This window comes from Cellulomonas sp. NS3 (assembly GCF_024757985.1).
Lineage (GTDB): Bacteria > Actinomycetota > Actinomycetes > Actinomycetales > Cellulomonadaceae > Cellulomonas_A.
In genome coordinates this window covers 958,669-978,990 of the sequence record NZ_CP103289.1, presented here as the reverse complement: position 1 = coordinate 978,990, position 20,322 = coordinate 958,669, and the positions used below count along the sequence as shown (strand labels likewise).

18 protein-coding genes are annotated in these 20,322 nt (G+C 73.6%); 3 read left to right on the top strand and 15 right to left on the bottom strand.

What is annotated here, in order from left to right; translation table 11 throughout:
- Window positions 1-13: 13 nt before the first annotated feature.
- The 10 genes from mmsB to NXY84_RS04575 all read right to left on the bottom strand — a co-directional run bounded on the left by mmsB (window position 14) and on the right by NXY84_RS04575 (window position 11,922).
- The gene (gene mmsB, locus NXY84_RS04620; protein ID WP_258725988.1) at window positions 14-1,198 is read right to left on the bottom strand and encodes a multiple monosaccharide ABC transporter permease; all 1,185 of its coding nucleotides are present in this window, start codon (window positions 1,196-1,198) and stop codon (window positions 14-16) included.
- Entirely contained in the window at window positions 1,195-2,736 is a 1,542-nt protein-coding gene (gene mmsA, locus NXY84_RS04615) for a multiple monosaccharide ABC transporter ATP-binding protein (protein ID WP_258725987.1), read from the bottom strand. The genes mmsB and mmsA overlap by 4 nt, the downstream gene beginning before the upstream one ends.
- A 122-nt stretch (window positions 2,737-2,858) precedes the next feature.
- Window positions 2,859-4,001, bottom strand: a complete 1,143-nt coding sequence (gene chvE / locus NXY84_RS04610; protein WP_258725986.1) for a multiple monosaccharide ABC transporter substrate-binding protein — start codon at window positions 3,999-4,001, stop codon at window positions 2,859-2,861.
- Between the two features lie 327 nt (window positions 4,002-4,328).
- Entirely contained in the window at window positions 4,329-5,837 is a 1,509-nt protein-coding gene (gene araA, locus NXY84_RS04605; RefSeq protein ID WP_258725985.1) for an L-arabinose isomerase, read from the bottom strand.
- Window positions 5,834-6,610 (bottom strand): L-ribulose-5-phosphate 4-epimerase, encoded by a 777-nt coding sequence (locus NXY84_RS04600; protein ID WP_258725984.1) that lies wholly within the window; start codon window positions 6,608-6,610, stop codon window positions 5,834-5,836. Before NXY84_RS04600 ends, araA begins: the two co-directional genes overlap by 4 nt.
- A gap of 45 nt (window positions 6,611-6,655) precedes the next feature.
- A complete protein-coding gene (locus NXY84_RS04595) occupies window positions 6,656-8,275 on the bottom strand; it encodes a xylulokinase (RefSeq protein ID WP_258725983.1) in 1,620 nt (539 codons plus the stop codon).
- Window positions 8,276-8,415: 140 nt separating this feature from the next.
- Entirely contained in the window at window positions 8,416-9,450 is a 1,035-nt protein-coding gene (locus NXY84_RS04590) for a LacI family DNA-binding transcriptional regulator (RefSeq protein WP_309485056.1), read from the bottom strand.
- Between the two features lie 8 nt (window positions 9,451-9,458).
- Complete coding sequence (gene proC / locus NXY84_RS04585; RefSeq protein WP_258725982.1) at window positions 9,459-10,286, bottom strand: pyrroline-5-carboxylate reductase; 828 nt, start codon at window positions 10,284-10,286, stop codon at window positions 9,459-9,461.
- A gap of 35 nt (window positions 10,287-10,321) precedes the next feature.
- Entirely contained in the window at window positions 10,322-11,053 is a 732-nt protein-coding gene (locus NXY84_RS04580; RefSeq protein ID WP_258725981.1) for an ABC transporter permease, read from the bottom strand.
- Window positions 11,050-11,922: an ABC transporter ATP-binding protein gene (locus tag NXY84_RS04575; protein WP_258725980.1), complete on the bottom strand. Its 873-nt coding sequence runs from the start codon at window positions 11,920-11,922 to the stop codon at window positions 11,050-11,052. The genes NXY84_RS04580 and NXY84_RS04575 overlap by 4 nt, the downstream gene beginning before the upstream one ends.
- A 255-nt stretch (window positions 11,923-12,177) precedes the next feature.
- Here NXY84_RS04575 and NXY84_RS04570 point away from each other — a divergent pair, with 255 nt between their 5' ends.
- Window positions 12,178-12,987, top strand: a complete 810-nt coding sequence (locus NXY84_RS04570) for a thermonuclease family protein (protein WP_258725979.1) — start codon at window positions 12,178-12,180, stop codon at window positions 12,985-12,987.
- Window positions 12,988-12,991: 4 nt separating this feature from the next.
- Here NXY84_RS04570 and NXY84_RS04565 read toward each other — a convergent pair whose 3' ends face one another.
- From NXY84_RS04565 to NXY84_RS04555, 3 genes are all read right to left on the bottom strand, one after another.
- Window positions 12,992-14,638: a N5-glutamine methyltransferase family protein gene (locus tag NXY84_RS04565; protein WP_258725978.1), complete on the bottom strand. Its 1,647-nt coding sequence runs from the start codon at window positions 14,636-14,638 to the stop codon at window positions 12,992-12,994.
- Window positions 14,639-14,776: 138 nt separating this feature from the next.
- Window positions 14,777-15,535 (bottom strand): endonuclease/exonuclease/phosphatase family protein, encoded by a 759-nt coding sequence (locus tag NXY84_RS04560; protein ID WP_258725977.1) that lies wholly within the window; start codon window positions 15,533-15,535, stop codon window positions 14,777-14,779.
- Window positions 15,536-15,713: 178 nt separating this feature from the next.
- On the bottom strand, window positions 15,714-18,011 hold the full coding sequence (locus tag NXY84_RS04555) for a sodium-translocating pyrophosphatase (protein WP_258725976.1): 2,298 nt from the start codon (window positions 18,009-18,011) through the stop codon (window positions 15,714-15,716).
- 266 nt (window positions 18,012-18,277) lie between these two features.
- On the opposite strand from NXY84_RS04555, the gene NXY84_RS04550 reads away from it, so the two are divergent.
- The gene (locus NXY84_RS04550; protein WP_258725975.1) at window positions 18,278-18,712 is read left to right on the top strand and encodes a sigma factor; all 435 of its coding nucleotides are present in this window, start codon (window positions 18,278-18,280) and stop codon (window positions 18,710-18,712) included.
- Complete coding sequence (locus tag NXY84_RS04545) at window positions 18,652-19,584, top strand: hypothetical protein (RefSeq protein ID WP_258725974.1); 933 nt, start codon at window positions 18,652-18,654, stop codon at window positions 19,582-19,584. Before NXY84_RS04550 ends, NXY84_RS04545 begins: the two co-directional genes overlap by 61 nt.
- On the opposite strand, the gene NXY84_RS21840 is transcribed toward NXY84_RS04545, so the two are convergent.
- The gene (locus tag NXY84_RS21840) at window positions 19,563-19,775 is read right to left on the bottom strand and encodes a hypothetical protein (protein ID WP_396126385.1); all 213 of its coding nucleotides are present in this window, start codon (window positions 19,773-19,775) and stop codon (window positions 19,563-19,565) included. The genes NXY84_RS04545 and NXY84_RS21840 overlap by 22 nt on opposite strands.
- Window positions 19,776-19,870: 95 nt before the next feature.
- Entirely contained in the window at window positions 19,871-20,206 is a 336-nt protein-coding gene (locus NXY84_RS04540) for an STAS domain-containing protein (RefSeq protein ID WP_034630011.1), read from the bottom strand.
- Window positions 20,207-20,322: the final 116 nt, after the last annotated feature.

Here is a 20,322-nt window from a genome sequence, read left to right as displayed (position 1 = left end):
CGGCCCGCCTGCGTCAGCTGCGCGCGGTGCTCGCGCGGCGCTTGTTGTAGATGTCGAACGCGACGGCCAGCAGCAGCACGAGGCCCTTGATCATCTGCTGGACCGACTGGTCGATGCCCATGAGCTGCATGCCGTTGCTCATGACGCCCATGATCAGACCACCGACCATCGCACCGGTGACCTTGCCGACACCACCGGTCGTCGACGCGCCGCCGATGAAGCACGCGGCGATCGCGTCGAGCTCGAACATCTCGCCGGCGGCCGGCTGCGCGCCGTTCGAGCGCGAGGAGTACACGACACCGGCGACGGCCGAGAGCAGCCCCATGTTGACGAAGATCCAGAAGTTGACCTTCTTGACCTTGACGCCCGAGAGCTGCGCGGCGTGCAGGTTGCCACCGATCGAGTACACGTGCCGGCCGAAGACCGTGCGGTTCGTGACCACCGAGTAGGCGAGCACGAGCACGCCGAGGATGATCAGCACGATCGGCAGGCCGCGGCTGCGCGAGAGCTGGTAGGCGAACGCCATGACGACGGCGCCGATCAGCACGAGGCGGAGCACGAACAGCGGGAACGCCTCGACGGCCTGCTTGTAGCGGAGCCGGGCGACGCGCGAGCGGAACGCGCTCACCGCGTAGCCGACGACCGCGAGCGCGGCGATGACGAGCGTGAAGACGTCGAAGCCCTGACCACCGAGGAAGCCGTTGAGGAACCCGCCGGCGACCTTCTGGTACTCGGCCGGGAACGGCGAGAGCGAGATGTTCTGCAGCACCTGCAGCGTCATGCCGCGGAACAGGAGCATGCCCGCGAGCGTCACGATGAACGCGGGGATCCCCACGTACGCGACCCAGAAGCCCTGCCAGGCGCCGACGACCGCGCCGACCGCGATCGCGGCGAGGATGCCGACCCACCACGGCTGGCCGTTCTTGATCACCAGGACCGCGGACACCGCACCCGTGAGCGCTACGACCGAGCCGACCGACAGGTCGATGTGCCCGGCGATGATGACGATCACCATGCCGATCGCGAGGATCAGGATGTAGGAGTACTGCAGCACGATGTTCGTGATGTTGATCGGGCTGAGCAGGATGCCGTCCGTGAGGATCGTGAACAGCCCGACGATCGCGACGAACGCGATGTAGATGCCGCTCTGGCGCAGGTTGCGCGTGAAGATCTCCCTGAAGGCCGATACCGCAGTCATCGGACTGTCTCCCTTTCCTTGGTCATGAGCTCCATGAGGCCTTCCTGCGTCGCGTCCTCGCGCGTGAGCACGCCGGTGATGCGACCGGCGGACAGCGTGAAGATGCGGTCGCAGATCCCGAGCAGCTCAGGGAGCTCGGAGGAGATGACGATGACCGCCTTCCCCGCGTCGGCGAGGCCGTTGATGATGGTGTAGATCTCGTACTTGGCGCCGACGTCGATGCCGCGCGTCGGCTCGTCGAGGATGAGCACCTGCGGATCGGTGAAGATCCACTTGCTCAGCACGACCTTCTGCTGGTTGCCGCCTGAGAGCTTGCCCGTGAGGGCCATGACCGTCGGCGACTTGATGTTCATGCTCGCCCGGTACTCCTCGGCGACCTTGATCTCCTCGTTGCCGTTGATCCAGCCGAGCTTCGAGAGCCCGCCGAGGTTGGCCGCGCTGACGTTCGAGCGGATGTCCTCGATGAGGTTGAGGCCGTACTTCTTGCGGTCCTCGGTCGCGTACGCGAGGCCGTGGTCGATGGCCTCCGAGACGGTCCGGGTCTGGATCTCCTTGCCGTGCAGGAAGACCTTGCCCGAGATGTTGCGGCCGTAGCTGCGCCCGAACAGGCTCATCGCGAGCTCGGTGCGGCCCGCGCCCATGAGGCCCGCGATGCCGACGATCTCGCCGGCGTGGACGTCGAGGTTCGCGTGGTCGACGACGACGCGGTCCACCTGCGTGGGGTGGTAGACCGTCCAGTCCTCGACGCGCAGGACCTCGGCGCCGATCGTGGGGGTGTGCTCGGGGTACCGGTGGTCGAGGTCGCGGCCGACCATCGCCTTGATGATGCGCTCCTGCGTGACCGCGTCGGCCTTCATGTCGAGGGTCTCGATCGTGCGGCCGTCGCGGATGATCGTCGTGGAGTCGGCGATCTCGGCGATCTCGTTGAGCTTGTGGGAGATCATGATCGACGTGATGCCCTGCTCCTGCAGCTGACGCAGCAGGCCCAGCAGGTGCGCCGAGTCGGAGTCGTTGAGCGCGGCGGTCGGCTCGTCGAGGATCAGCAGCTTGACGCGCTTGGACAGCGCCTTGGCGATCTCGACGAGCTGCTGCTTGCCCACGCCGAGCTGACCGACGGGGGTCACGGGGTTCTCGTGGAGGCCGACGCGCGCGAGGAGCTCGGCCGCCTCGTGGTTCGTGCGGTTCCAGTCGATGAGGCCGCGGCCCTGGCGCTCGTTGCCCAGGAAGATGTTCTCCGCGACCGACAGGAACGGCACGAGCGCGAGCTCCTGGTGGATGATCACGATCCCGCGGTCCTCGGAGTCGTTGATCGAGCCGAACTCGACCGGCTGGCCCTCGAAGCGGATCTCGCCGTCGTACGTGCCCGCGGGGTAGACCCCCGAGAGCACCTTCATCAGCGTCGACTTCCCGGCACCGTTCTCGCCGCAGATCGCGTGGATCTCACCGCGCCGCACGGCGAGCGAGACGTCCTGCAGCGCCTTGACCCCGGGGAAGGTCTTGGTGATGGAGTGCATTTCCAGGATGTTCTGGGTGGTCATGCTCGACCGTCCTACTAGGTGCGGTGTGGGGGTCCGCAGCCCTGCCGGGCAGCACGCGTCGCGTGCTGCCCGGCGGGGCTGGTACCGGTGCGCCGTGGGGCGCGCTGGTCGGTCGGGTCAGGTCACGCCTGGCCGGACGCGACCTGCTCCTCGGTCCAGTACTCCGTGTCGATCAGGAGCGACTGGATGTTGTCGGCGTAGACGATGTCCGACTCGAGCAGGAAGGACGGGACGACCTTGACGCCGTTGTGGTACGTCTTCGTGTCGTTCGCCTCGGGCTCGCTGCCCGAGAGGAAGTCCTCGGACGCCGCGACGGCCTGGGCCGCGAGCTTGCGGGTGTCCTTGAAGATCGTCGAGAACTGCACGCCGTCACGGATGAGCTTGACGGAGGCGATCTCGGCGTCCTGGCCGGTGATGATCGGCATGGCCGAGTCACCGGAGCCGTAGCCGGCGTTCTGCAGCGCCGTGATGATGCCGCGCGAGATGCCGTCGTACGGCGAGAGCACGCCGTCGACCTTCTGGCCGCCGGAGTACGAGGCCGTCAGCAGGTCCTCCATGCGCTTCTGCGCCGTCTCCTGGAGCCAGCGCAGCGTCGCCGCCTGCTCGATGGTCGTCTGGCCCGAGGGGACGACGATCTTGCCGGAGTCGATGAAGGGCTTGAGCGTGTCGTACGCGCCGTCCCAGAAGAAGTGCGCGTTGTTGTCGTCCAGCGAGCCCGCGAAGAGCTCGACGTTGAACGGGCCGGTCGCGGTGCCCTCGGCGCCGTCGGCCGTCTGCAGGCCGAGGCCCACGAGCAGCGACGTGGCCTGCTGGACGCCGACCTTGTAGTTGTCGAACGTGACGTAGTGGTCGACGTTCTCGGTGTCGCGGATCAGGCGGTCGTACGCGATGACCGGGATGCCGGCGTCGGCCGCGGCCTGGAGCTGGCTCGAGAGCGCGGTGCCGTCGATCGAGGCGACGATGAGCAGGTCGACGCCCTTGGTGATCATCTGGTCGATCTGCTGCGACTGGGTGGGGATGTCGTCGCCGGCGTACTGGAGGTCGACGGTGTAGCCCGCGCCCTCGAGGCCTTCCTTGACGGCGTTGCCGTCGGCGATCCAGCGCTCCGACGTCTCGGTCGGCATGGCCACGCCGACGGACTTCTGGCCGTCGTCGCTGCCGGCACCGGCGGACTCGTCGGACGTGCTGCCGGCGCCCTCGCCTGCGCATGCCGTCAGGCTGAGCACGAGAGCAGCACCAACTGCTGCGAACTTGAACCTCTTCATGACCATCTCCTCCTCGAGAGGGTGCTGCGGTGTGTGGTCCGCGCTCCGGGGCGACCTCGCCCCGGGCCGGGAGCTCACCGGCGGCGCTGGGGACGCCACCGTGTGCACGGGGAAGCGTGCTGGACCAGTGTCCTGACGTTGGATTCAAGAAGTCAAGGCAGCGAGGGGGCCATCGAGTTGCAAGTTGATAACGGGGCGGGTGAGTTCTCGCAGGCCAGGAGCGCTCCCACGTCGCGAGCAGACCTCCCCGGGCGCAACTGCACCCCGGTCCTCACCCGAGGACCGGGGTGCGCTTGCATTCACATGTCGAACGAAAGGGCGAAGACCTCAGATCGTCTGGGCGAGTCGGTAGTACGCGGCGTTCCAGCGGACCTGCTCCCGGAAGCCGCGCCGCGTGGTGTCCGCGTCGATGACCAGCAGCTCCGTGCGGGCGATCTCGGCGAAGTCCTCGAACGCCTCGACCCCGACCGCCGTCGTGAGCACCGTGTGGTGCGCGGCGCCGGCCGTGAGCCACGACTCGGCGGACGTCGCGAAGTCCGGCTGCGGACGCCACACGGCACGCGCGACCGGCAGGTTCGGCAGCGCCGCGTCGGGCGCCACGACGTCGACCGCGTTGGCCGTGAGCCGGAAGCGGTCGCGCATGTCGGACAGCGCCACGACGACGCCCGGGCCCGGGTCGGTGTCGAAGACCAGGCGGACCGGGTCCTCCTTGCCGCCGATCCCGAGCGGGTGCACCTCGAGCGACGGCCGCGACGTCGTGAGCGTCGGGCAGATCTCCAGCATGTGCGCGCCGAGGATCTTCTCGTCGCCCGGCGTCAGGTCGTACGTGTAGTCCTCCATGAGCGAGGCGCCACCCGGCAGCCCGGCGCCCATCACCTTGGCGGCGCGCACGAGGACGGCCGTCTTCCAGTCGCCCTCCGCGCCGAAGCCGAAGCCCTGCGCCATGAGCCGCTGGACCGCGAGGCCCGGGAGCTGGCGCAGGGCGCCGAGGTCCTCGAAGTTGGTCGTGAACGCCGTGGCGCCCAGGTCCCCGAGGAGCTGCAGCAGCGCGAGCTCCTGGCGCGCGCCGTAGCGCAGCGACTCGTGGCGCTCACCGCCGCGGCGCAGCTCGGGCGCGACGTCGTACAGGTCCTCGTACTCCGCGACCAGCGGGTCGATCGCGTGCTCGGCGACGGCGTCGACCGCCGCGACCAGGTCGTTGACGCCCCACGTGTTCACCGAGACGCCGAACCGCAGCTCGGCCTCGGTCTTGTCGCCCTCGGTGACCGCGACGTTGCGCATGTTGTCGCCGAACCGCGCGAGCTTCAGCTCGTGCGTCGCGGCCCACGCCGCCGACGCCCGGACCCACGTGCCGATGCGCCTCTGCACGACCGGGTTGCTCACGTGCCCGACGACGGTCTTGCGCGCGACGTTCAGGCGCGACTGGATGTACCCGAACTCGCGGTCGCCGTGCGCGGCCTGGTTGAGGTTCATGAAGTCGAAGTCGATCGTGTCCCAGGGGAGCTCGACGTTCGCCTGCGTGTGCAGGTGCAGGAGCGGGGTGCGCAGCGCGTCGAGGCCCGCGATCCACATCTTCGCGGGCGAGAACGTGTGCATCCACGCGATCACGCCGATGACCTTGTCGTCGGCGTTCGCGTCGAGCGCGGCCCGGCGGATCGACGCCGAGTCCTTGAGGACCGGCTTCCAGACGATGCTGACCGGGACGTCCGAGGAGTCGTCGAGCTCGCGCGCGATCGCCTGCGACTGCTCCGCGACCTGGCGCAGCGTCTCCTCGCCGTACAGGTCCTGGCTCCCCGTGAGGAACCAGACCTCACGGTCCGCGTACGGCTTCGTCATCGCGTGCTCTCCTGCTCTGTGGGCGTGACCGGCGGCGTCGCCGGCTCGTCGGTCGCTGCGGGCGTGCGCCCGTAGACGTTCTGGTACCGGGCGTACAGCGAGTCGATGTCCGCCTGTCCGATCGGCAGCGGGGTGCCGAGCTGGAGGGAGATGTGCACGGTGCGTGCGACCTCCTCCACCATGACGGCGGCCTTGACCGCGGCCTTGGCGTCCTTCCCGATAGTGAACGGGCCGTGGTTGCGCATGAGGACGGCCGGGCTGCGCGAGTCGCGCAGCGTCTCGACGATGCCCCGGCCGATCGAGTCGTCGCCGATGAGCGCGAACGGGCCGACCGGGATGTCGCCACCGAACTCGTCGGCCATCATCGTCAGCACGCACGGTACCGGCTCGGCGCGCGCGGCCCAGGCGGTCGCGTACGTCGAGTGGGTGTGCACGACGCCGCCGACCTCGGGCATGTGCCGGTAGACGTAGGCGTGCGCGGCGGTGTCGGACGAGGGCGCCCGGCTGCCGTCGACGAGGGCGCCGTCGAGGTCGCACACGACCATCGACTCCGGCGTGAGCTCGTCGTACGTCACACCGCTCGGCTTGATCACGAAGAGGTCGTCTCCGCCGGGTCCGGCGGGGTCGACGACGACGCGCTGCGAGACGTTCCCGGCCGTCCACACCACGAGGCCCCAGCGCGGGAGCTCGGCGTGCAGCGTCGAGACCACCTCGCGCGTGCGCGCGACGACGTCGCGCACCTCCTGCGAGTAGCTGTCCAGGGTTCGCGTCATGCCCGTCCTCCTGCGTCGTGTCGTCCTGCCGCGCGTGCGGGCAGGTCAGTCCTGGTGGCCGATCGCCTCGACCGCGGCGCGCTCGATCGCCAGGCCGGCGACGTACCGCTCGAGGAACGCCGCGTAGCCGGCGACGTCGGCCGCGTCGGGCTCGACGACGTCCGCCGCCGCGTCGCCGAAGACCCGCGCGTCGAGGAAGGCGCCGAGGTCGAGCTCGTCGGCGACCGCGAGGTACGCCGCGAGCACCGCGATCCCCCAGGGCCCGCCCTCGCTCGCCGTCCGCGCGACCGCCACAGGGGCGCCGACCGCGGCGGCGAGCAGCCGCTGGGCGACGCCCGCGGTGCGGAACATGCCGCCGTGCGCGAAGAGCGTGCTGATGCCGACGCCCTCCGCCTCGAGCACACGCATGCCCAGGCTCAGCGTCCCGAACGCGCCGTACACCTGGGTCCGCATGAAGTTGGCGAGCGTGAGCCGGCTGCCCGGCGTGCGCACGACGAGCGGACGCCCCTCGGCCAGACCTGTGATCGGCTCGCCCGAGAGGTAGTTGTAGGCGAGCAGCCCGCCGCCGTCGCCCTCGCCCTCCAGCGCCTCGCGGAGCAGCGCACCGAAGACGTCGTCCGGGGCGGCCGGGGAGCCGAGGACCGTGGCGAACCGGCCGAACACCTCGGCCCACGCCCCGAGCTCGCTCGCGCCGTTGTTGCAGTGCACCATCGCGACGAGGTCGCCCGCGGGCGTCGTCACGAGGTCGAGCTCGTCGTGGACCCCCGCGAGCGGCCGCTCGAGGACGACCATGGCGAAGATGCTCGTGCCCACGCTGACGTTGCCCGTGCGCGGCGCGACGGCGTTGGTCGCGACCATGCCGGTGCCCGCGTCGCCCTCGGGCGGGCACAGCGGCAGGCCGGGCTGCAGCGTCCCGGTGGGGTCGAGCAGCGCCGCCCCCTCGGCCGTGAGCCGCCCGGCCTCCTGGCCGGCGACGAGGACCTCGGGGAGCAGCTCGGCGAGCCGCAGGCCGGGGCGGCGGGCGCCGACGCGCTCGTCGAACAGCCCGAGCAGGCGCGCGTCGTAGGTGCGGGTCGCCGGGTCGATCGGGAACATGCCCGACGCGTCGCCGACGCCCAGCACGTGCCGGCCCGTCAGCGCGCGGTGGACGTAGCCCGCGAGCGTCGTGACGGACGCGACGGCGGTGACGTGCGGCTCGTCGTCGAGGACCGCCTGGTAGAGGTGGGCGACCGACCAGCGGAGCGGGATGTTGTAGCCGAACAGCTCGGTGAGCTCCGTCGCGGCGCGCTCGGTGGTCGTGTTGCGCCACGTGCGGAACGGGGTGAGCAGCTCGCCGTCGGCGTCGAACGCGAGGTAGCCGTGCATCATCGCGGACACGCCGAGCGCACCGAACGTCGTCGGCCGCACGCCGTGCCGCTGCTCCGCGTCGGCGAGCAGGGCGGCGTAGCACTCCTGCAGGCCGGTCCAGACGGCGTCGAGGGAGTACGTCCACACGCGGTCGACGTACTGGTTCTCCCAGTCGTGGCTGCCGCTCGCGAGGACGGTGCCGTCCTGGGCGACGAGGCAGGCCTTGATGCGGGTGGAGCCGAGCTCGATGCCGAGGGCGGTCGCGCCCTGCGTGATCGCGGCGCGCGGGTCGAGGGCGAGCTGGGGATCGACGGCCATGTCGCTCCGGTCCGTGACGGGGTGGGCACCCGGTGGCTGCGTCGGCGCGCCAGCGGGGGCGCCGTCGGCAGAACACCGCGGCGCGTCAATGTTAACGCTCACATGCCGAGTGTCAAGGAGCGGCGAGCGGACCGCACCGATCAGCCCACCGGCGCGGCGGGCGCGACCGAGCTCGCCCGTACGACGAGCGTCGCCGGGATCGCGGGGCGGCGGACGTCGGATCCCTGGAGCGCGTCGGACAGCACGTCGATCGCCAGCCGCCCGAGCGCCGCGAAGTCCTGGCGGACCGTCGTGAGCGGCGGGATGAAGTACGCCGAGCCCGCGACGTCGTCGAAGCCCACGACCGCGACGTCCTGCGGCACGCGCAGCCCCTGCTCCCAGAACGCGCGCAGCAGGCCCAGCGCGAGCTGGTCGTTCGCCGCGAAGACCGCGCTCGGGGCCCCCTCCCGCGCGAGCCGCAGGCCGACGGCGTAGCCGCGCTCGGCCGTCCAGTCGCCCTCGATGTGCTCGGGCGTCGCCAGCCCCAGCGCCGCGCACTCCGCGCGCCAGCCCGCGAGCCGGTCGCGCGCGTCGAACCAGTCCTGCGGGCCCGCGAGGTGCACGATCTCGCGGTGCCCCGTCTCGGCGAGGTGCCGGGTGGCCTGCCGCGCTCCGTCGGTCTGCTCGACCGTCACGGTCCGGATCGTCGAGCCGACGGGCTGCGCGGAGCTCGTGATCATCACGACCGGGACCGGCGCGTCGAACGACGCGACCGCCTCGGTGACCTCGACCTGCGGGGCGATGATCGCGATGCCCTCGACGCCCTGGCCCATGAAGTGCTCGAGCGCCCGGTGCATCGTCGCGGCGTCGAACACGCTGATCGTCGCGACGCTCACGAAGTAGCCGGCGTCGCGCGCGGCCTCCTCGAGCGCGACGAGCGTGCTGGTCGGGCCGAACAGCACCGACCCCGTCGTGACGACGCCGATCGTGCCCGAGCGCCGGGTCACGAGCGCCCGCGCGGCGCTGTTGCGCCGGTAGCCGAGCGTCGCGATCGCGTCGAGCACGCGCTCCCGCGTCTCCGCGCGCACGCTCGGGTGGTCGTTCAGGACGCGCGAGACGGTCTGGTGCGAGACGCCCGCGAGCTGCGCGACGTCGCTCATCGCGGGCGGGCGCGGCGCACCCACGCCGGCGGTCACGGCCGTGCCTACTTCGCCGACTCGGCGGCGAGCTCCCGCGAGCGGTCCCGCGCAGCCTCCGCGGCGGCGAGGATCCCGGCGCGCACCCCGTGGGCGTCGAGCGCGCGCACACCCGCGACCGTCGTCCCGCCGGGGGACGAGACGCGCTCGCGCAGCACCACCGGGTGCTCGCCGCTCTGCTGCGCGAGGGCCGCGGCCCCCTCGATCGTCGCGACCGCGAGCCTCGACGCCAGGTCGCGCGTGAGCCCGAGCAGCACGCCGGCCTCCGCGAGCGCGTCGATCACGTAGAACGCGTAGGCCGGGCCGGAGCCGGAGATCGCCGTGACGGCGTCGAGGTCCTTCTCGGCGACCCGGACGACGAGCCCCGTCGCGCCGAGGATCCGCTCGACGAGCGCGAGGTGCTCGTCGGTCGCGTGCGTGCCGGCGGCGATCGCGCTCGCGCCGTGGCCGATGACCGCGGGCGTGTTCGGCATGACGCGGACGACCGGCGTGCCCTCCGGGAGCCGCTGCTCGTAGAACGCGACGGGCAGCCCCGCGGCGACGGTCACGACCAGCGTCCCCGGGCGGACCGAGTCCGCGATCTCCTCGAGCACGGGACCGACCACGTTCGGCTTGAGCGCGACGACCACGACCTCGGCGTGCCGGACCGTGTGCGGGTTGGTGTCCGACGCGTTGACGCCGTACCGCTGCGCGAGCTCGGTCGCGCGCGAGGCGTACTGCTCGGTCACGTCGACGTCGTCCGCGGACCAGCCCGCGGACAGGAGCGCCGAGACCACCGTCTCGCCCATCACCCCGCCACCGAGCACCGCGACGCGGACGTTCTGCTGAGTGCTCACGGCGCCAGACTACCGACGGGGCCCGCCTCGCCCGGTCAGGGTGTCCGCCGCCGGAGCGTCGTCGCCCCGACGAGCACCGCCGCGAGGATGAAGCCCGTGAGCACGAGCACGTCGCCGCGCACGTCGACGAGCCCGCCGCCGGCCGCGAGCACCTGGAGCGCGTCGACCCCGTACGTGAGCGGCAGCACGCGCGAGACCGCCTCGAGCAGGGCCGGCATCTGGTCGCGCGGCAGCAGGATGCCGCACGTGAGGATCTGCGGGAACACGATCGCCGGCATGAGCTGGACCGCCTGGAACTCGGTGCGCGCGAGCACCGACGCCGCGAGCCCGAGCGTCGAGCCGAGCACCGCGTTCAGCACCGCGACGAGCCCGACGACCCACACCGGCCCGGCGACGTCCATGCCCAGCAGCCCCACCGCGACGCCGGTCAGCACGAGCGCCTGCACGACGGCGGCGAGCCCGAACGCGAGCGCGTAGCCCGCCACGACGTCGCCCCGGCCGATCGGGGTCGCCATGAGCCGCTCGAGCGTGCCCGTCGTCCGCTCCCGCAGCGTCGCCACGCTCGTGACCAGGAACATCACGATCATCGGGAACAGGCCGAGCAGCAGCGGGCCGAACCGGTCCAGCACGGGCGTGCCGTCGAAGATCCAGGCGACGAGCCCCAGCAGCACACACGGCAGCGCGAGCATGACCGCGAGCGTGCGGTGGTCGTGCCGGAGCTGGGAGAGCACGCGCGCGGCCGTCGCGTGCGTGAGTCGCGCGCTCACCGGGCGGCCACCGCCTCGTCGCGCTCGACGAGCGTGAGGAACGCGTGCTCGACGTCCGCCGCCCCGGTGCGGGCGAGGAGCTGGGGCAGGTCCGTGTCCGCGACGAGCCGTCCCTCGCGCAGCAGGAGGAGCCGGTCGCAGCGCGTCGCCTCGTCCATCACGTGGCTCGACACGAGCAGCGTCGTCCCGCCGTCGCGCAGCCGCCGGAACAGGTCCCAGAGGTCGCGCCGGAGCACGGGGTCGAGGCCGACGGTCGGCTCGTCGAGCACGAGCAGGTCCGGGCTGCCGAGCAGCGCCGCGGCGAGCGACACGCGCGCGAGCTCGCCGCCCGAGAGCCCACCCGTGCGCCGGCGTGCGTGCCGCGTGAGGTCCACGTCGTCGAGCACGCGCGCGACGTCGCCCGGCGGCGCACCGACGACCGCCGCGAAGTAGCGCAGGTTCTCGGTGACGGTGAGGTCGGTGTAGACGCTCGGCGTCTGCGTGACGTACCCGACCCGGTGCCGCAGCGCGGGCGACCCCGCGGGCAGCCCCAGGACCTCCACGACTCCCCCGGTGACCTCCTGGACCCCCACCACCGCGCGCAGGAACGTGCTCTTGCCGCTCCCGCTCGGCCCGAGGAGCCCGACGACCTGCCCCGCGGGGACCGTGACGTCCAGGCCGGGGAGGACGACCGTGCCGCGCCGGCCCCCACGCACGACGCGCAGGCCGGCCGCGCGCACCGCGGGCGCGTCCGGCACCTGGGGTGCGGGCGACGCCGGGGCCGCGGGCGCGTCGGGCGCGGCCGGCGCCGGGCCTGCGTGCCGGCCGCTCCCCTCCCGGGGTGCGGCCGGGCTCCCGTCCGGCTCGCGCGTCCCCCGGTGGCTGCCCATCCGCCCACCCTGGCCCGGGGCGGGACGGGGGTCAACGAGCCCGGCGGCGGGTGAACCGGGGCCCCGCAGGCCCCGCGTTGCTCCGGACGCGTGACACGGGGCGCGGACGCGACACGTGGCGTTCACACACCGGCGCTATGGTCCGACCACATCTCGCTCGACAGTCGTCCGTCCGGTGCAGTCGCCGGGCGGGCGACTTTGCCGCGCCCGGGACCGACCCCCGACGCGTGGCGGCGACAGTCGAAAGGAACGCTCGTGAGGACCAAGCTCGTGATCGCCGGCGCCGCCGTGCTCGTCGTGGCCGTGGGGGCAGCCGGGTTCGTCCTGCTCGACCGGGGGGCCGACGAGACGCTCGCGACCGTCACCGCGGTCGAGTCCGGGGACACCCTGCGCGTGCGCCTCGACGGCCAGGAGCGCGTGCTCCACCTGACGAACCTGGCCGCGCCGGAGGGCGACGAGTGCCTCGCGACCGAGGCGACCGCCCAGCTCGCGGGGTACGCCGGCGTCGACTCCGAGCTGCGCCTCGAGGTCGAGGGGACCCCGACGACCGAGGGCGACCTGACCGCCGCGGCGTTCCTGTCCGACGGCCGCCTCCTCAGCGAGGTCATGGCGGCCGACGGCCTCGGCTACCTCGTGGTCGAGGAGACGGGCCGCACGTACGAGTGGGTCGTGCGCGCCGCGCAGGAGGAGGCCCGGTTCAACGCCGCGGGCCTGTTCTCGACCGAGGTCGACTGCACCATCCCCGGCCAGGTCTTCTCGGTCTCCGACCGGGTCGAGGCCGCGACGCTCGTTCTCGAGGAGGAGGCCGGCGCGCAGGTCCTCGCCGCCCAGCGCACCGAGCTCGACGCGCTGATCGAGGAGGCGCACGCGCTCGTCGACCTCATGGGCACCGAGCAGGGTGGCGCCGTGTGGGACGTCCTGCGTGCGAGCGACCGGATCGGGTACGCCGCGCAGGCCCAGACCGCGGTCGCGACGCTCGAGCTGGCGCGCGGCGAGGTCGAGCTCGTGCTCAACCAGGAGGCGCCCGCGACGCCGGCGGCTCCGGCGACCGGCGCGCGGGGCTGACCCCTCAGGCGCCCGCGGGCGCGAGCAGCCCGTCGAGGACGAGCCCGCGGACGCTCGGCAGCACGTCGGCGGCGACGTCGTCCGCGCCGACGCCGAGCAGCGACGCGAGCGCGCCGACGACCTGCCCGACCGTGAGCTCGCCGTCGCACGCCCCGACCAGCCCGGCCAGGGCGGTCCCTGCGCGGACCGTCCGGCCGAACGCACCGCCCTGGCGGAGCAGCACGACGCTCGGGTCGCTGTGCCCGGGCGTGAGGTAGCGCTCCTCGGTGACGTCGGCCGCGACGACCAGGTGCTCGCGCGCGAGGGCGTCGTCGTCGCGCCGCGCGAGCCACGCGTGCGCAGCGAGCGAGGCCGCGATCGCGGGGCCGAGCGGCTGACGGACCCCGCCCGTGACCTCCTCGAGCCGGCGCATCGTCGGCGGGCCGTCGAGCGGACGGCGCAGCGTCACGATCCCGAAGCCGACGGCCTCGACGTCGCGCGACGCGAAGTCGTCGAGCCACGCGCCGTACCGCTGCGCCCACGCCTCGGGGTCCCGGTCCGGCGTCGTGCCGCCGTCGCGGATCCACGTCTCGGCGTACTGCGCGGGGTCCTGCAGCTCGCGCTGGACGACCCAGCCGTCGAGGCCCGACTCCTCGACCCACTCCCCCACGCGCTCGTGCCACGCCTCGCCGCGGCGGACCTCCCAGTTGCCGAGCAGCTGGGCGACGCCGCCGGGGGCCAGCACCGCGCCGACCCCGGTGACCAGCTCGCGCACGATCGCGTCGCCCGCGCGGCCGCCGTCGCGGTACTCGTAGAGCGGGACGTCGCCCTGCGGGCCCGCCGCCGCTGAGCGGGGCGTGATGACGAACGGCGGGTTGGACACGACGAGGTCGAACAGCGGCTCGTCCGGGCCGCTCACCGGGTCGAGCATCGAGCCCGCGCGCAGCTCGAACCGGTCGCGCGCGACCCCTGCGAGGTCCGCGTTGAACCGCGCGAACGCGAGCGCGCGACGGGAGATGTCGGTCCCGACGACCGACCGGGAGTGCCGGGCCGCGTGCAGCGCCTGGATGCCGCACCCCGTGCCGAGGTCGAGCGCGCGGGCGCGCGGGTCCCGCACGGTCACCTGCGCGAGCGTCGTCGACGCGCCGCCGACGCCGAGCACGTGGTCCGTGCGCAGCGCCCGGCCCGTCGCGAGCTCGCCGAGGTCGGACGCGACCCACCAGTCGACGGTGCCCTGCGCGTCGCCCCCGGTGCCGCCCGACGCGTCCGCGGCCGCCGTCCCGGTGTCGAGGCCGTCGGCCGCCTCGTACGGCCGGAGGTCGACCCGCGCGCGCACCGCGTCCCCGGGTCCCTCGCCCGCGGCCTCGACCAGCCCGAGCGCCTGGGCGCCCGCGACGCCGAGCCGCCCGAGCGCGCGCTCGAGGTCCGCACGCGGCACGTCGACGCCGAGCACGAACGCGCGCACGAGCGCCGCCCGGGGGTCGGCCGTGCCGGCCGTCGCGCGCAGCGCCGGGACCGCCTCCTCGCGGTGCAGCGCCGACGCCGCGAGCGGACCGAGCAGGTCCTCGACGCCGTCGACCGTGTAGCCGGAGCCGGCGAGGTCCTCGCGCAACGCGTCGAGCAGCGCCGGGTCGGTACGCGGGGTTCCGGACGGCAGGGTCGGCTCGGTCACCGGACCATCCTGCCGTGCGCTCCTCGCTGCGCCGTCGCGCGGTGACCCCGACCGGGTCGACCGCGGCGGTCCGGACCGGGCGGCGGCCCGCGCGAGCCGGGTCGGGCCGCCGGCTCGGCGGGCGCGAGCCGGTCCTCCTCAGCCGGGCAGCTCGAGCTCCGCGACGATCGGGAGGTGGTCGCTCGCCCGGCGGGCGGCGTCGTCGTCGGGCACCCGGGCACCGCGCGGGACGAGGTCGGCGCTCGCGAGCACCGCGTCGATCCGCCGCCGCGGGCGCACCGCGCTGAACGTGCGGGCCGGCTCTCCCGCGACACTGCCGGACCCGCGGCCGGCCACGCCGCCGGGGCCGGGGGCCTCGCCCCCGTCGTCGTGCGCCGCCGCGACGTGCGCGTCCCGCAGCAGCGCACCCAGGCGGCCCCACGTCTCGCCGCCGGGCTGCTCGTTGAGGTCACCCACCACGACGCACGGCCCGGGCGTCGCCTCCACCTCCGCGAGGATGCGGCCCAGGTGGCGCGCACGCTCGAGCCGGTCGAGCGAGAGGTGCACCGACACGACCCGCACGCCGTCGACCGTCGCGAGCGCGTAGCCGCGGCGCGTCCACGCCGTCCGGCGCTCGCGGGCCCCGAACCACGGCAGGCGCACCGCACGGGCGTCCTCGACCCGCCCCGCGCGCGGGGACACCAGCAGCGCCGTCGTGCGTGCACCGCCGTGGCCGACCACGACCCGCAGCCCCGCGTCGCGCGCGAACCGCCGCAGCCGCCACCGGCCGAGCGGCCCGCGCGGCGGCTCCTGGACGCCCACCACGTCGGGGTCCGCGGCCCGCACGACGGCGGCGGCCGCCGCGGCGTCGAGCTTGAGGCCCTTGAGGTTGTAGGTCATCACGCGCAGCACCGGCATGGCGCCCATCTCACCGTCTCCGCGCCGGGCACGCCCGCCCAGCGCGACGTCGGCCCGCCCGGCGCGCCCCCGGAGCGCGGCCCGCGCCACACGCCCGCCGACGCACGAGGGGACCCGCCGGCCCCGGCGGATCCCCTCGTGACCTCCCGGCGCGGGTCGCCCCGCGCACGTCCCGACGTCAGCGCACGAGCTGCGTCTCCTGCTCGAGGCGGCCCTCCTGGTCGACGCGCGCCGCGCGCAGCCGGGAGGCGATGACCGCGCCGAACGCGATGGCCGTCGCGGCGAGCGCGATCGCGAGCCGCAGCGCGTGGTTCGCGTCCTCGCCCACGCTGATCGCGACGATCGCCGGGGCGATGAGCAGGGCCACGAGGTTCATGACCTTGATCAGCGGGTTGATCGCCGGGCCCGCGGTGTCCTTGAACGGGTCGCCGACGGTGTCGCCGATGACGACGGCGGCGTGCGCCTCGGAGTTCTTGCCGCCGTAGTGGCCGTCCTCGACGATCTTCTTCGCGTTGTCCCACGCCCCGCCCGAGTTCGCGAGGAACACGGCCATGAGCACGCCCGCGCCGATCGCGCCGGCGAGGAACCCGGCGAGCGGGCCGATACCGAGCCCGAAGCCGACCGCGATGGGCGCGAACGCCGCGAGCAGGCCCGGCGTCGCGAGCTCCCGCAGCGAGTCGCGCGTGCAGATGTCGACGACCTTGCCGTACTCGGGCCGGACCTCGCCGGTCATGATCCCGGGGTGGTCGCGGAACTGGCGGCGCACCTCGAACACGATGGCCCCGGCGGCGCGGGTCACCGCGTCGATGAGGAGGCCCGAGAACAGGAACACGGTCGCGCCGCCCAGGATGACCCCGACGAGCGTGATCGGCGAGATGATCGAGTAGCTCAGCATCGCGGCGACGATGTCGCTCTCCACCGCGGCCTCACCGACGTCCCGCAGGGCCGTGGAGACGGCGTCCGCGTACGAGCCGAACAGCGCGGTCGCCGCGAGCACGGCCGTCGCGATCGCGATGCCCTTGGTCACGGCCTTGGTGGTGTTCCCGACGGCGTCGAGGTCCGTGAGGATCTGCGCGCCCTCCTCGGTCACGTCGCCCGACATCTCGGCGATGCCCTGCGCGTTGTCGCTGACCGGGCCGAACGTGTCCATCGCGACGATCACGCCGACCGTGGTGAGCAGGCCGCAGCCCGCGAGCGCGATGAGGAACAGCGCGAGCGACACCGAGCCGCCGGCCAGCAGGAACACACCGCAGATCGCGGCCGCGATGATGCCCGCGGTGTAGACCGCCGACTCGAAGCCGACGCCGATGCCCGAGAGGACGACGGTCGCGGCACCCGTGAGCGACGTGCGGGCGACGTGCTTGGTCGGCTTCGACGTCGTGCCGGTGAAGTAGCCCGTGACCCACAGGATGACCCCGGCGAGGACGACGCCGATGGCGACGGCGAGCGTCGCGACGAGCCGCGGGTCTCCCCCGTGCGTCTCGAGGCCCGCGGTGCCGCCCGTGAGCTCGGCGAACGTCGACGGCAGGTACACGTACGCGGCGACGGCCGCGAGCAGGACCCCGACGAGCGCCGCCGTGTAGAAGCCCCGGTTGATGGCTGCGAGCCCGCTCTCGTTGCCGCGCACCTTGGTGATGACGACGCCGAGGACCGCGACGAGCGCGCCGATCGCGGTCACGATGAGCGGGAGCACGAGACCCTCCTCGCCGAACGCGGCCTTGCCCAGGATGAGCGCGGCGACGAGCGTGACCGCGTAGGACTCGAAGAGGTCCGCCGCCATGCCCGCGCAGTCCCCGACGTTGTCGCCCACGTTGTCCGCGATCGTGGCGGCGTTGCGCGGGTCGTCCTCGGGGATGTTCTGCTCGACCTTGCCGACGAGGTCCGCACCGACGTCCGCGGCCTTCGTGAAGATGCCGCCGCCGACGCGCATGAACATCGCGAGCAGCGCGGCGCCGAATCCGAAGCCCTCGAGCACCGAGGGCGCCTCGCCGCGGTAGATCAGCACGACGGACGCGGCACCGAGCAGGCCCAGCCCGACGACGCACATGCCGACGACGCCGCCGGTGCGGAACGCGATGCGCGCCCCCTCGGCCCGCCCTCCCGGGGACGACGCCGCGGCGGCGACCCGGAGGTTCGCCCGCGTCGCGAGCCACATGCCGAGGAACCCGATCGCCGCCGAGAACCCGGCGCCGACGAGGAAGAAGATCGACCGCCCGACCTTGATGCCCATGTCCCCCGGCAGCAGGAACAGCAGCAGGAACACGACGAGCGCGAACGCCGCGAGCGTCTTGAACTGCCGCGCGAGGTACGCCGACGCGCCCTCCTGCACGGCGCGCGCGATGTCCTGCATCTTCGCGGTGCCCTCGCCGGCGGCGAGCACCTGACGTCTGAGCACGACCGCGTAGATCAGCGCGGCGACGGCGATCGCGGCGATGACACTGACGATGGTGAGGCTCGTGGGTCCGAGCGTGAGCATGCAACCTCCTCGGGCACCGGCGCGGCCCCCCTGAACCACGCCCGTCCGGATCGGCCCCGTTGCCGTCGGACGCGCCGAAGTCTAGCCAGATGCGGACGACGGGTCGCGGGACGACGACGCGTCCGGAGGCGGGGCCTGCCGGGCGCGGCCCGCGACCGCCACGATGGGTCCGTCCCCGGGACCAACGGTCGAGCCTCCCCGGTCGTCATGAGAGGCAGGTGCGCCTGCCGTGCGCCGAAGGACACGGGGACGACGACGGAGGCGCAGTGGCGGACTGGGAGCACGTGCTCGACGCGCTGGTGCGCGAGCGCGGCGCGGCGCTCGTGCGGTACGCGGCGCTGCTGACCGGCGGTACCGCGGAGGCCGAGGACCTCGTGCAGGAGGCGCTCGTCCGGGCGTTCAGCCAGGGCCGTCCGCTACGCGAGACGCACGCGGCGGAGGCGTACGTGCGCCGGGCGGTCCTCACCGTCTTCCTCGACGGGTACCGCAGGCGGCGGCGCTGGAGCGGTGTGCGGCACCTGCTCGACGGCGCCGAGACGACCGACGGCCCCGAGGACGCCTCGGCGGCGCGGGCCGACGTGCACGCCGCGCTCGCGACCTCGCACTTGCCGGGACCGTCCTCACCCGGAGCGACCCGCTCGTGCCGACCGCGTCGCCCGACGCGGCACCGGGCGAGTGCGGGACGCAGGTCGACGCCCTGATCGACCTCGACACCGACGGCCCGGTCGAGATCGAGCTCGTCGGGACCGGCACCGGCATCGCGACCAGCGCGTCGTGGCACGTCGACTCCCGCACCGACCTGGGCGCGCTCGTCGGCCGGGAGCTCGTCGCCTCGGCCGCCACGTCCGACGTCTCCGAGGCCGCCGCGCCCCCCGTCGGGCTCACGTCCGAGGGACCCTTCCTCGTCGCGGTGCGGGAGGGCACGATCGTGGCGGTCCCCGACCGCTCGGCCGACGGGCGTGCGCTCGTTCTCCCCGAGCGGGCATGGACCGAGGGCCCCGTGCACGACGCCCTGTCCGGCGTCGACCCCGGTGGCGTGCGCGCGGGCGGGGACCGCGATGCCCGCTCCACCGAGGTCGCGGTCGTCGGCCTCCCGCTGGTCACGTGCGGCACCGCGGACGCGCCGGGCGGAGAACCGCTGCCGGCCGGCGACTACGCGGTGTACGCGTACCGGACGTACACCGCGGGCGGGGGGACGCTGCAGCGGGCTGTGGACGGCCCGTGGTCGCTCGAGCTGCTCGGTGACGGGACGGCCGACGCCTCCGTGCCGGCGGACCTGCCCGCGGACGTCCCCGTCATCGCGGGGACGGCCCCGCAGGTCGTCACGCTCCCGGGGACCACGGAGGCCCGCTGGCTGGTGGTCGTCGCCGTCGACGGGACCGACGCCCGGCTCCGTGCGGAGCGGGCGCTCACCGAGGCCGGCTTCGTGCACCCGGTGCCGGGCGAGGACGACACCCTGATGCCCTCCGGCGGCCACGTGCTCGCGCTCCACGACGACCGCTACGCCGTCGAGCTGACGGAGCAGGTGACCGACGGGCGGAGGGAGCTCGTCTACCGGATCCGCGAGCGCTGAGCATGCCTGTCGCGGCGTCGCGCGCCGACGCCCCCGGAGCTCAGAGCCTCGGGTCGACCGCCTCCGACTCGAGCGCGAGGCCCTTGCGGGCCCGCGTCGGGTTGGGGAGCGGCTTGAACCATGCCCTCGCCGCCGTCGCCCGTGAGGTCCTCCCACCACGAGACGCCGGCCGCGACGGACGCGGGGTCCAGGGTGTCGACGACCCGCGCATCGTGGCACGCGCGCGCAGATCGACCGAGAGGAGAACGCTCGTCGGCGGCCGGACGGGTGACCGCCGGCGTCCGGGTCAGGCCGCGAGCGCCGCGTCGACCGTCTCGTGGATCGTGAAGACCTGGGTCAGTGCCGTGATGCGGAAGACCTTGAGCAGGCGCTCCGAGTCGATCACGAGCTGGAGGCGGCCGCCGTGGCCGCGCACCTTCTTGAGCACGCCCACCAGGACGCCGAGGCCCGTGGAGTCCATGAAGCGCACGGGCGTGAGGTCCACGACCAGATCGGTGCGACCCTCGTCGATGAGGCTCGCGAGCCGTTCGCGCAGGACCGACGCCGTGTAGACGTCGATCTCCCCGGAGACCTCGACCACCGTCACGTCGCCCACCGCCCGGCTGACTACTCCGACGTCCATGCCCCACCCCGTTTCGTCGGTTCGGCGTCATTCAAACAGAAGCACGTGCCCTGCGGGGGCATCGCGCCCGTGTCGTCCCGGTACGCCACCCTCGCGGGCAGCGTCCCGTCGGGTGA